At 54.9% G+C, this 11,474-nt stretch carries 8 protein-coding genes; 6 read left to right on the top strand and 2 right to left on the bottom strand.

Annotated elements, in window-relative coordinates; all coding sequences use genetic code 11:
• Positions 1-428: 428 nt before the first annotated feature.
• Positions 429-1,949: a methyl-accepting chemotaxis protein gene (locus tag Q5705_14120; GenBank protein ID WLI75723.1), complete on the bottom strand. Its 1,521-nt coding sequence runs from the start codon at positions 1,947-1,949 to the stop codon at positions 429-431.
• 421 nt (positions 1,950-2,370) lie between these two features.
• On the opposite strand from Q5705_14120, the gene ygjG reads away from it, so the two are divergent.
• Positions 2,371-3,750: a putrescine aminotransferase gene (gene ygjG / locus Q5705_14115; GenBank protein WLI75722.1), complete on the top strand. Its 1,380-nt coding sequence runs from the start codon at positions 2,371-2,373 to the stop codon at positions 3,748-3,750.
• A 179-nt stretch (positions 3,751-3,929) separates the two neighbouring features.
• A complete protein-coding gene (locus Q5705_14110) occupies positions 3,930-5,951 on the top strand; it encodes an NADPH-dependent 2,4-dienoyl-CoA reductase (protein ID WLI75721.1) in 2,022 nt (673 codons plus the stop codon).
• A 56-nt stretch (positions 5,952-6,007) separates the two neighbouring features.
• Here the strand turns inward: Q5705_14110 and rlmG are convergent, their stop codons facing one another.
• Positions 6,008-7,138 carry a 23S rRNA (guanine(1835)-N(2))-methyltransferase RlmG gene (gene rlmG, locus Q5705_14105; protein ID WLI75720.1) on the bottom strand — a complete coding sequence of 377 codons (1,131 nt, stop codon included), beginning with the start codon at positions 7,136-7,138 and terminating at the stop codon, positions 6,008-6,010.
• Positions 7,139-7,208: 70 nt separating this feature from the next.
• On the opposite strand from rlmG, the gene Q5705_14100 reads away from it, so the two are divergent.
• From Q5705_14100 to sstT, 4 genes are all read left to right on the top strand, one after another.
• Positions 7,209-7,700 carry a M48 family metallopeptidase gene (locus tag Q5705_14100; protein ID WLI75719.1) on the top strand — a complete coding sequence of 164 codons (492 nt, stop codon included), beginning with the start codon at positions 7,209-7,211 and terminating at the stop codon, positions 7,698-7,700.
• 82 nt (positions 7,701-7,782) lie between these two features.
• Positions 7,783-8,781, top strand: a complete 999-nt coding sequence (locus Q5705_14095; protein ID WLI75718.1) for a Gfo/Idh/MocA family oxidoreductase — start codon at positions 7,783-7,785, stop codon at positions 8,779-8,781.
• 241 nt (positions 8,782-9,022) lie between these two features.
• Positions 9,023-9,988, top strand: coding sequence for a TerC family protein (locus Q5705_14090; GenBank protein WLI75717.1), 966 nt, complete (start codon positions 9,023-9,025; stop codon positions 9,986-9,988).
• 241 nt (positions 9,989-10,229) lie between these two features.
• On the top strand, positions 10,230-11,474 hold the full coding sequence (gene sstT / locus Q5705_14085; GenBank protein ID WLI75716.1) for a serine/threonine transporter SstT: 1,245 nt from the start codon (positions 10,230-10,232) through the stop codon (positions 11,472-11,474).

Here is an 11,474-nt window from a genome sequence, read left to right as displayed (position 1 = left end):
TTGATTAACTTGCTGACATAAGCAACAAGCCCCTAACCCTAAAGGCTTGCTTAAGTCCCCGGCGCGCATTAAAAGCCAGCCACCAGTAGACGTTATCGGTAACCCTAACGCTAACTTTATGACTTTGATCGTTTTTTTAATTAGCCATTGAAAGATCCGATAGTTAAAGGCTATTAATTACCCTTTATCGATCGTTATATGTGCAGGGTTTTTAAAGTTACGAAAAGATATTAATCGTGCTTAATTGGAGTTAATTGGAAATTAACTCTTAAACAAGAAAATATATTATCCCGGTGCAATATACGGCGTTATTAATAATAAATTAACAAAATAAAAATATTATCATTACATCTTCAATGAAACGCGCCTGTGTGCCCATAAAAAAACCGCCGGGCAGGCCTGGCGGTTTTTCGCATGATAAATGGCGTTTAATGCAATACGGAAACCGCATCCTGCAAGCGGCCCGCACGCTGTTTCACCATCGACGACACTTCCGCGCTCTGCTCGACCAGACCGGCATTTTTCTGGGTAATGGCATCCAGCTCCGCCACCGCGCGCGTCAGATCCGCAAGGCCCGTGGCCTGCTCGGAAGTGGCATTACTGATCTGACCAATCAGCGCGGTGACGTTTTGCACCTGTTTGACAATATCGTCCATTGTGCGGCCTGCCGCATGGACCTGATCGTAGCCGGATTGCACTTTGCTGGCGCTGGCGTCAATCAGTTTGCGAATGTCATTAGCCGCGCTGGCACTGCGGCTTGCCAGATGACGTACTTCACCCGCCACCACCGCGAAACCTTTGCCCTGCTCCCCTGCCCGCGCAGCTTCCACCGCCGCGTTCAGTGCCAGGATGTTGGTCTGGAAGGCGATGTCGTTGATAAGCGTCGTGATGGAGCCGATCCGCTGGGTACTGTTGGCAATTTCATCCATGGTTTTGACCACTGTTTCCATCGCCTTACCGCCGTGAGCGGCGGCGCTACTGGCGGAGCTGGAAAGCTTGTCCGCCGCCGACGCCGTTTCCGAGTTGCTCTGTACCGACGCCGCCATCTGGCTCATGGTCGCCACCGTTTGCTGCACATTCACCACCGTCTGGCGAGTGCGCTCGTTCAGGTCATCGTTCCCTTTCGCCAGCGTTTCGCTGCCGTTAAGCACACTATTGACCTGGCCGGAAACGTCGTTGATTAACCAGCGGCACATCAACCCCAGTTGCCCGACCGCGCGCAGTGTGAGCCCCAGTTCATCACTGCGGTTGAGGAACTCGACACTGTTCCTTTCGCCTGTCGCCACGCTCAGCGCCTGACGCGCCACGTTCTCCACCGGGCGGACAATCTGCCACTCAAACGCCAGGCAACCGAGCAGCATCATCAGCGTGCTGATGATCATCGTCAGCGGGTGCGCGCCGGTAAACCACAGCCCCAACAACTGCGCCCCCCACAGCAGCGACATCACGCCACGCGCGCGCCAGCGTAGCGGAATGCAGGCCAGTTTGCCCCACGCGCTTTTGCCGAGCACCAGCCCTTTATAGAGACGTTTGTTGCTGCGGCCTTCATTTAATGCGCTATAGAGCGGCTCAACGGCCGCGATCTCCTGCTCCGTGGCGCGGGTACGAATCGACATATATCCCGTCACCTGGCCATTACGCACCATTGGGATCGCATTGGCTCGCACCCAGTAGTGATCGCCATTTTTACGGCGGTTTTTAACAATGCCGCTCCACGGTTCGCCCTGTTTCAGGGTGAACCACATATCGGCAAACGCCGCTTTTGGCATATCCGGGTGGCGAACAATGTTGTGAGGTTGACCGAGCAACTCGTCCAGGCGGTAACCACTGGCGTGGATAAAAGCATCATTGGCGTGAGTGATGTAGCTTTGCTGGTCCGTCGTTGACATAAGAGTGGCGTCATCGTCCAGCAAGAAGGCCCGCTGGCTGACATAAAGAGGAGAAGACATGGTTGCGTCCTGTGCAGGTTATATTGCCGTGAAATAATTATTGCGAATGTTATTTCGGCGCTAATGAATTTATCTTTAGTTGTTAAATTTGATTTTGATCGCAATTCGCACTAAAACCCTGCATTTTACAGGCTTGTTAATATGCTGATTTTAATAGTTTCATCAGGAAACTATGCCGGGTATGCACCCTTTTCGGGCGCTTACCGCACCTTATTGGCGCAAATAGCGTACTTTCCCAGCGCTCACTCTTATGGTTTTCAACATGATGCATACAGCGTATTAACCTGACGGCATGATTAAATTTTGTACGCTCACCTTTTTGCCTGGTGTTTATCCCGATTTGCGCAATGCACGCCGAAGTGGCGTAAACCCTGCAATACTTAGCTCAGTATCGTGTGATACGCGACTCCTGGAGCTTATTTTGAACAGGTTACCTTCCAGCGCATCAGCTTTAGCGTGCAGCGCTCACGCCCTGAATCTCATTGAGAAGCGAACGCTTGATCATGAGGAGATGAAAGCCTTAAACCGAGAGGTGGTGGACTACTTTAAAGAACATGTAAATCCGGGGTTTTTAGAGTATCGCAAATCTGTGACCGCTGGCGGGGATTACGGAGCCGTAGAGTGGCAAGCAGGCAGTCTGAATACGCTTGTCGACACCCAGGGGCAGGAATTTTTAGATTGCCTGGGTGGATTTGGAATTTTCAATGTGGGGCACCGTAATCCAGTTGTGGTTTCCGCCGTACAGAATCAACTCGCTAAACAACCTCTGCACAGCCAGGAGCTTCTCGACCCACTGCGGGCGATGCTGGCAAAAACGCTGGCGACACTGGCGCCCGGCAAACTCAAGTACAGCTTCTTTAGCAATAGCGGGACAGAGTCCGTTGAGGCAGCGCTAAAACTGGCGAAAGCATACCAGTCGCCGCGCGGCAAATTCACCTTTGTTGCCACCAGCGGCGCGTTCCACGGGAAATCCCTCGGCGCATTGTCAGCGACGGCAAAATCCACCTTCCGCAAACCCTTTATGCCGCTGCTGCCAGGCTTTCGCCATGTGCCGTTTGGCGATATCGAGGCGATGCGCACGCTGCTGAGTGAATGCCATAAAACCGGCGACGATGTGGCGGCGGTGATCCTTGAGCCGATTCAGGGCGAAGGCGGGGTGATCCTGCCGCCACAGGGCTACCTGCCTGCGGTGCGTAAGCTGTGTGATGAGTTTGGCGCGCTGCTGATTTTCGACGAAGTGCAAACCGGTATGGGGCGTACGGGCAAAATGTTCGCCTGCGAACATGAAAACGTGCAGCCGGACATTCTGTGTCTTGCCAAAGCGCTGGGCGGCGGCGTAATGCCGATTGGTGCGACCATCGCCACGGAAGAGGTTTTCTCGGTGCTGTTCGATAACCCTTTCCTGCACACCACCACATTCGGCGGTAACCCGCTGGCCTGTGCGGCGGCGCTGGCCACCATCAATGTGCTGCTGGAAGAGAACCTGCCGGCGCAGGCTGAGCAGAAAGGCGACATGCTGCTGGATGGCTTCCGGGCGCTGGCGCGTGAGTATCCTGACCTGGTGCAGGACGCGCGCGGACGCGGGATGCTGATGGCTATCGAGTTTGTCGATAACGAAACGGGTTACAACTTTGCCAGTGAGATGTTCCGCCAGCGCGTGCTGGTTGCCGGCACGCTCAATAACGCGAAGACTATCCGTATCGAACCGCCACTGACGCTGACCATTGAGCAGTGCGAGCAAGTGCTGAAAGCGGCAGGTAATGCGCTGGCAGCCTTGCGGGTGGCAGTCGAGCCGGTATAACAAAACGCCGCTTACCGGGCCTATAACGTGTGTGTAGGCCCGGTAAGTCGGTAGCCGCCATCCGGCGCTTTTTTGAATCTCATCGCAATTATTCGCTCCCGCTTTTCCCTTCTTAAGTCGTGACGGCTACAGTAGAACTCATCCGACCACATAACAATTATTTTACATTGGAAGAGAGCATGAGCCATTACCCGTCGCTATTTACCCCGCTCGATCTGGGTTTTACCCAGCTTAAAAACCGTGTGCTGATGGGCTCAATGCATACCGGGCTGGAGGAGCGCCCGGATGGCGCAGAGCGGCTGGCGGCCTTCTATGCTGAACGCGCCCGTCATGGCGTCTCACTGATCGTTACCGGCGGCGTTGCGCCTGTGTTTTCCGGCGTCACGATGGAAGGCGGCGCGGTGTTAAATGATGACAGCCAGCTTCCCCACCATCGACAAATTACCGATGCGGTGCACCGGGAAGGCGGCAAAATCGCGCTGCAAATCCTGCATACCGGGCGCTATAGCTACCAGCCGCACCTGGTTGCGCCATCGGCCATTCAGGCTCCGATCAACCGCTTTACCCCTCATGAACTTAGCCATGATGAAATTCTCACACTGATCGACGACTTCGCCCGCTGTGCACAACTGGCGCAACGGGCCGGTTATGACGGCGTGGAAGTGATGGGTTCGGAAGGCTATTTAATTAACGAATTTCTCGCCGCGCGTACTAACCACCGCGAAGACGAATGGGGTGGCGATTACCCCCGGCGTATGCGCTTTGCGCTGGAAGTCGTGCGCCAGATCCGCGAACGCGTCGGCCGCGAATTCATCATCATTTACCGCCTGTCGATGCTGGATCTGGTGGAGGGCGGCGGCACGCTGGAAGAGACTATCGCGCTGGCACAGGCCGTTGAAGCGGCGGGGGCGACGCTGATTAACACCGGCATTGGCTGGCATGAAGCACGGATCCCGACCATCGCCACACCGGTGCCGCGCGGGGCGTTTAGTTGGGTTACGCGCAAACTGAAAGGCAAAGTGCGCGTGCCGCTGATCACCACCAACCGCATTAACGATCCGCAGGTGGCGGAAACGATCCTGGCGCGTGGCGATGCGGATATGGTGTCGATGGCGCGCCCGTTTCTCGCCGATGCCGGGTTGCTGTCGAAAGCGCAAAGTGGCCGCGCCGATGAGATCAACACGTGTATTGGCTGCAATCAGGCGTGCCTGGATCAGATCTTCGCTGGCAAAGTGACTTCCTGCCTTGTTAATCCTCGCGCTTGCCATGAAACGTACATGCCCATTCTCCCGGCGCGGCGCAAGAAAAACCTTGCCGTTATTGGTGCCGGCCCGGCAGGTCTGGCGTTTGCGGTCAATGCGGCGGCGCGCGGGCACAGCGTGACGCTGTTTGATGCGCAGGCGGAGATCGGCGGGCAGTTTAATATCGCCAAACAGATCCCTGGCAAAGAGGAGTTCTACGAGACGCTGCGCTACTACCGACGGATGATCGAGCTAACCGGCGTCGCTTTGTGTCTGAATCAGCATGTTGAACCCTCAATGTTGACGCTGTTCGACGAGGTGGTGCTGGCCTGCGGTATTGAACCCCGTATGCCGCTGATTGAGGGCATCAATCACCCGAAAGTGCTGAGTTATCTTGATGTGCTGCGCGATAAAGCCCCGGTCGGGGAAAGTGTGGCGATCATTGGCTGCGGCGGGATCGGCTTTGATACGGCGATGTATTTAAGCCAGCCGGGCGAACCCACCAGCCAGAATATCGCCGAGTTTTGCGTGGAATGGGGTATCGATACCAGCCTGAATGAGGTAGGCGGCCTGCGCCCGGAAGGACCGCAATTGCCGAAAAGCCCGCGACGTATTGTGATGTTGCAGCGTAAAGCCAGTAAACCGGGCGAAGGGTTAGGTAAAACCACCGGCTGGATCCACCGGGCAACGCTGTTATCGCGCGGGGTGAAGATGATCCCGGCGGTAAGCTATCAAAAGATTGATGATGCCGGTTTACACATTATGGTCGGCGGCGAACCGCAGTTGCTGGCGGTGGACAATGTGGTGGTCTGCGCAGGCCAGGAGCCGCGACGCGCGCTGGCCGAACCGCTGCGCGAAGCGGGTAAACCAGTGCATTTGATTGGCGGCTGCGATGTGGCGCTGGAGCTGGATGCACGCCGGGCGATTGCGCAGGGGACAAAGCTGGCGCTGGAGATTTGATGTTGTTGCCGGATGGCGGCTAACGCCTTATCCGGCCTACGGGTGCTGCGCTTCGTTTATCGTTTTTTACGTGTTTTAACCGACTTAAGGATGACGAACTTATTGTTGGTCGCCACGGTTTCGCAGTTGCCGAAAACACGTTTAAGTTTACGGAAATAGTCGAGATGGCGGTTGCCAACAATGCGCAGTTCACCGCCGTATTGCAGGCAACGGCGCGCATCGTTAAACATCTGCCAGGCAATATGATCGGTGATTGCACTCTGCTGATGGAACGGCGGGTTACACAGCACCGCAGCAAAGCGATCCGCCTCGACGCCAGAGAGCGCGTTATTGATCATAAATTCACTGCGATCGACCGCATCCGGCAGGTTGCTTTCCACATTAATACGCGAAGAGGCCACGGCCATCGCCGACTCATCAACAAACAGCACGCGGCTTTGCGGGTTTTGCGCCAGCAATTGCAGGCCAATCACGCCGTTGCCGCAGCCCAGATCGACCATCTCCCCTTCGACGTTTTCCGGCAAATGTTGCAGGAAGAAACGTGCACCAATATCCAGCCCGCTGCGCGAAAAAACATTCGCGTGGTTATGGATGGTCCAGTCGGTGCCGTCCAGTGTCCAGCTTGCAAGCTGTAAACCGTCGGTAAGCGCAGGCGCGTTAAAGGTGCAATTAATCAAGCGCGCTTTTTTCCACGCCAGCGTGGTGGTGGTTGGGCCAAGGATTTTTTCGAACAGGGCGAGGGTTGAATTGTGGATATCACGCGCTTTCGCACCTGCGACAATCCGCGTTTGCGGCGTCACCACTTCACGCAGCGCGCGCAGTTGCTGCTCCAGCAACGCGAGCTGTTTCGGCACTTTAATCAGCACCAGCGCAGGGTTTTCCGGCAGCGGGCTTAAGCTGTCCTGGAGCGTCACGGCGCTTTCATCGAGATCGTTAATGCGCAGGTTGTGCTGGGTTGCCAGTTCGGCAATGTAAGAGTCGTTAACCGATACCGGGCGATGCTGCGCCAGTGCACAGGCCAGCGCGCCGAAGCTATCGTTGAAAATCAGCACCGGGCCATCGACCTCACTCACCTGTTGCAGCAAATATTCATCCGCTGCATCCCACGCCTGTAGCGACGCCTCTTCCACGCCGACAGGGAATCTGTCTAAAGTGAATGATTGTCCGTTTAACTCAACCTGGCTCATCGCCCCTCCGCAGTGCTAAAATTCGCGCGTTTTATCGCTTAATTAAGTGAGGAAGTAAACACATTTCACCATGAAGACACTCACCTACCTTCAGGGCTATCCTGAATCGCTGCTGGCGCAGGTTACCACGCTCATTGAACAGAACCGTCTGGGCGAAGTGCTGGAAAAACGCTATCCCGACAGCCACGACATCACCACCGATAAGGCGCTGTATCAATACACGCAAGAGATGAAAAACCAGTTCCTGCGTAATGCCTCGCCGATAAATAAAGTGATGTATGACAGCAAAATTCATGTGCTGAACAATGCGCTCGGCCTGCATACCGCCGTTTCTCGCGTGCAGGGCGGCAAGCTTAAAGCCAAAGCGGAAATCCGTGTCGCCACGGTATTTCGCGACGCACCGGAAGCCTTTCTGCGCATGATTGTGGTGCACGAACTGGCGCATCTGAAAGAGAAAGATCACAACAAAGCGTTTTATCAACTGTGCTGCCATATGGAGCCGCAATACCACCAGCTGGAGTTTGATACCCGACTGTGGTTGACGCATCTGGCGTTGAAATAAGAGTGCGCGCCAGTGCACTGGTTTTGTCATTTTGCCGTGGTAGAGTGGCAGCAAAACCCTTTTACGGAGAAGTAGCGCCTTTATGATACGTTTCGCTGTCATAGGCACAAACTGGATCACCCGCCAGTTTGTCGATGCCGCCCATGAAACGGGCAAATATAAACTCACCGCCGTTTACTCCCGCCGCCTTGAACAGGCGCAAACTTTTGCCAACGACTACCCCGTTGAACATCTCTTTACTTCCCTTGAAGAGATGGCGCAAAGCGATGCGATTGACGCGGTGTATATTGCCAGCCCCAACTCCCTGCACTTCCCGCAGACCCAACTCTTTCTCAGCCATAAAAAGCATGTGATCTGCGAAAAACCGCTGGCCTCTAACCTGCGTGAAGTGGAAGCCGCCATCGCCTGCGCTCGCGAAAATCAGGTGGTGCTGTTTGAAGCCTTTAAAACCGCCAGCCTGCCGAATTTCGTACTGCTGAAACAATCGCTTGCGAAAGCGGGCAAGCTGCGCAAAGCCTTTATCAACTATTGCCAGTACTCGTCGCGCTATCAGCGCTATCTGGATGGCGAGAACCCGAACACTTTTAACCCGGCGTTTTCCAATGGCTCAATTATGGATATCGGCTTTTATTGCCTTGCTTCTGCGGTGGCGCTGTGGGGCGAACCGCACGGCGTACAGGCCTCGGCAAGCCTGCTGGAAAGCGGCGTGGATGCGCACGGCGTAGTGGTGATGGATTACGGCAATTTCAGCGTCACGCTGCAACACTCAAAAGTCAGCGATTCCGTGCTGCCGAGTGAAATTCAGGGCGAAGCTGGTGCCCTGGTTATCGAAAAAATCTCTGAGTGCCAGAAAGTGTCGTTTGTGCCGCGCGGCGGAAAAGCGCAGGAGCTGACACAGCCGCAGCATATCAACACCATGCTGTATGAAGCAGAGACGTTTGCCCGTCTGGTGGAAGAGAACGAAATCAACCATCCGGGCCTGGCGGTCAGCCGTATTACGGCGAAATTGCAAACGGAGATCCGCCGACAAACGGGCGTGGTGTTCCCGGCGGATGACGTTAGCCAGCAACTCACCGCGTAAAGGTTCGTAAGGGCGGATCGGGTAACATTGACGCCATCAATATGTTGACATATTTTGTTACCTGCAAAGGGGAGTAACTTTATCGCCGGTGGATCGTCATTACGATGCGTAACGCATCCGGTCGCCGGGCGTCTTCATTGACGTAAGTGAGACCTTGCCGGAAGGCGAGTCTCCCTGCATCTAAAGCAAGCGGCTGACGTCTTCTGACGTTAGCCGTTTTTGTTTTGATGAGGATCTGTTGATGAATAGTGTTGGCACACCGATGTTATGGGGTGGGTTCGCCATCGTTGTGGTTATCATGCTGGCGATCGACCTTCTGCTTCAGGGGCGTCGCGGCGTCCATACGATGACCATGAAGCAGGCGGCCGTCTGGTCGGTAGTTTGGGTAAGCCTGTCGTTACTGTTTAACGCCGCCTTCTGGTGGTATCTGACACAAACCGAAGGGCGCGCGGTGGCGGATACACAAGCTCTGGCGTTTCTGACCGGTTACCTGATTGAAAAAGCGCTGGCGGTGGACAACGTTTTCGTCTGGCTGATGCTGTTTAGCTACTTCGCCATTCCTGCTGCGTTACAGCGCCGGGTGCTGATCTACGGCGTGCTTGGGGCGATCGTGCTGCGTACTATCATGATTTTCGCCGGTAGCTGGCTGATCACGCAATTCTCGTGGCTGTTGTATGTCTTCGGCGCATTCCTGCTGTTTACCGGTGTGAAGATGGCGCTGGCGAAAGAGGATGAAACCGGGATCGGTGATAAGCCGCTGGTGCGCTGGCTGCGCGGGCATCTGCGCATGACGGACACCATCGAAAACGAACACTTCTTCGTGCGTAAAAATGGCCTGCTGTTCGCCACGCCGCTGTTACTGGTGCTGATTCTGGTGGAGCTGAGCGACGTGATTTTTGCCGTCGACAGCATCCCGGCTATTTTCGCCGTCACCACCGATCCGTTTATCGTGCTGACCTCGAACCTGTTTGCGATCCTCGGTCTGCGCGCCATGTACTTCCTGCTGGCAGGCGTGGCGGAACGCTTCTCAATGCTGAAATATGGCCTGTCGGTGATCCTGGTGTTTATCGGTATCAAGATGCTGATTGTTGATTTCTTCCATATTCCGATTGCGATTTCCCTTGGTGTGGTGGGCAGCATCCTGGTGTTGACGCTGTTGATCAATGCCTGGGTCAACCATCAGAACGACAAGAAAAGTAAGGCGTAAGCCGTAAATAGCTGCTCTGCCAGTCGCCAGGGCAGCTATTTCATCAGCCTTGTCGTTTCTGTCACAAAACACCGAAACGAAAAATCAAAAAGCCGAAGCCGACTGTAAAAGTTCTCTTTCCCCTCTTCCTTGTTGTCACAGAGTCCATATACTTCCTTCTGCAAACAATTGTTACATCCTGATAAATGTCACCCTAAAGACATGCAGGATGCAACGCCACAACACGAAAGGAAAACATGGCATGACAACGCACCGCTCCACCGGGTTACTGCAACGCTTTATTGATGGCAGCCTGGTGAAACAGATTCTTATTGGCTTAATTCTGGGTATTTTACTGGCGTGGATTTCCGAACCCGCCGCTATCGCGACCGGTATTTTGGGTACGCTTTTTGTTGGTGCGCTAAAGGCTGTTGCGCCAGTGCTGGTGTTAATGCTGGTGATGGCGTCCATCGCCGGTCATCAACAAGGACAAAAGACGCGCCTGCGTCCGGTGCTGGTGCTTTACCTGTTAGGCACGTTCACCGCCGCGCTTACCGCTGTGCTGGCCAGCTTTTTGTTCCCTTCCACACTCCAGCTTGTGCCGGGAGCCAGTGATGTCACCCCGCCTTCCGGCATTGTGGAAGTGCTGCGCGGGTTACTCACCAGCATGATTGCCAACCCGGTTACGGCGATCATGGACGCTAACTATATCGGCATTCTGGTGTGGGCTGTGGGGTTGGGCTTTGCGCTGCGTCACAGCAACGAGACCACAAAGAACCTGGTGCAGGATATGGCAAGCGCCGTCACCTTTATGGTGAAAATGGTGATTCGCTGCGCGCCGATTGGTATTTTTGGCCTGGTCTCTTCCACGCTTGCCACATCAGGCTTTGGTGCGCTATTAGGCTATGCGCAACTGCTGGTGGTGCTGATTGGCTGCATGGTGTTTGTCGCGCTGGTGGTTAACCCGCTGCTGGTGTACTGGAAGATCCGCCGTAATCCATTCCCGCTGGTCTTTGCCTGCCTGCGCGAAAGCGGCGTCACCGCGTTTTTCACCCGCAGTTCAGCGGCCAATATTCCGGTGAATATGGCGCTGTGTGAGAAGCTCAACCTGGATCGCGATACCTATTCTGTCTCTATCCCGCTGGGCGCAACCATCAATATGGCAGGTGCGGCAATTACGATTACCGTGCTGGCGCTGGCGGCGGTGCATACGCTGGGCATTACGGTCGATCTGCCCACGGCGCTGCTGTTAAGCGTGGTGGCTTCACTTTGTGCCTGTGGCGCGTCCGGCGTGGCGGGCGGTTCTCTGCTGCTGATCCCGCTGGCCTGTAATATGTTTGGGATTTCAAACGATGTCGCCATGCAGGTAGTAGCCGTCGGCTTTATTATTGGCGTGTTGCAGGACTCCTGTGAAACCGCCCTCAACTCTTCCACCGATGTGTTATTTACCGCGGCAGTTTGCCAGGCGGAAGACGAACGTCTGGTAAATAACCCTCTGCGTAACTAA

Origin of the sequence: Kosakonia sp. H02 (assembly GCA_030704225.1) — a bacterium.
Taxonomy (GTDB): domain Bacteria; phylum Pseudomonadota; class Gammaproteobacteria; order Enterobacterales; family Enterobacteriaceae; genus Kosakonia.
Note: the sequence above shows the minus strand (reverse complement) of the source record. Positions and strands in the feature narration are given on the sequence as shown.

Coding starts and splice junctions, on each gene's coding strand:
- rlmG (WLI75720.1), bottom strand. CDS start 7,138: ATGAGCCAGGTTGAGTTAAACGGACAATCATTCACTTTAGACAGATTC.
- Q5705_14090 (WLI75717.1), top strand. CDS start 9,023: ATGAATAGTGTTGGCACACCGATGTTATGGGGTGGGTTCGCCATCGTT.
- Q5705_14120 (WLI75723.1), bottom strand. CDS start 1,949: ATGTCTTCTCCTCTTTATGTCAGCCAGCGGGCCTTCTTGCTGGACGAT.
- Q5705_14110 (WLI75721.1), top strand. CDS start 3,930: ATGAGCCATTACCCGTCGCTATTTACCCCGCTCGATCTGGGTTTTACC.
- sstT (WLI75716.1), top strand. CDS start 10,230: ATGACAACGCACCGCTCCACCGGGTTACTGCAACGCTTTATTGATGGC.
- Q5705_14100 (WLI75719.1), top strand. CDS start 7,209: ATGAAGACACTCACCTACCTTCAGGGCTATCCTGAATCGCTGCTGGCG.
- Q5705_14095 (WLI75718.1), top strand. CDS start 7,783: ATGATACGTTTCGCTGTCATAGGCACAAACTGGATCACCCGCCAGTTT.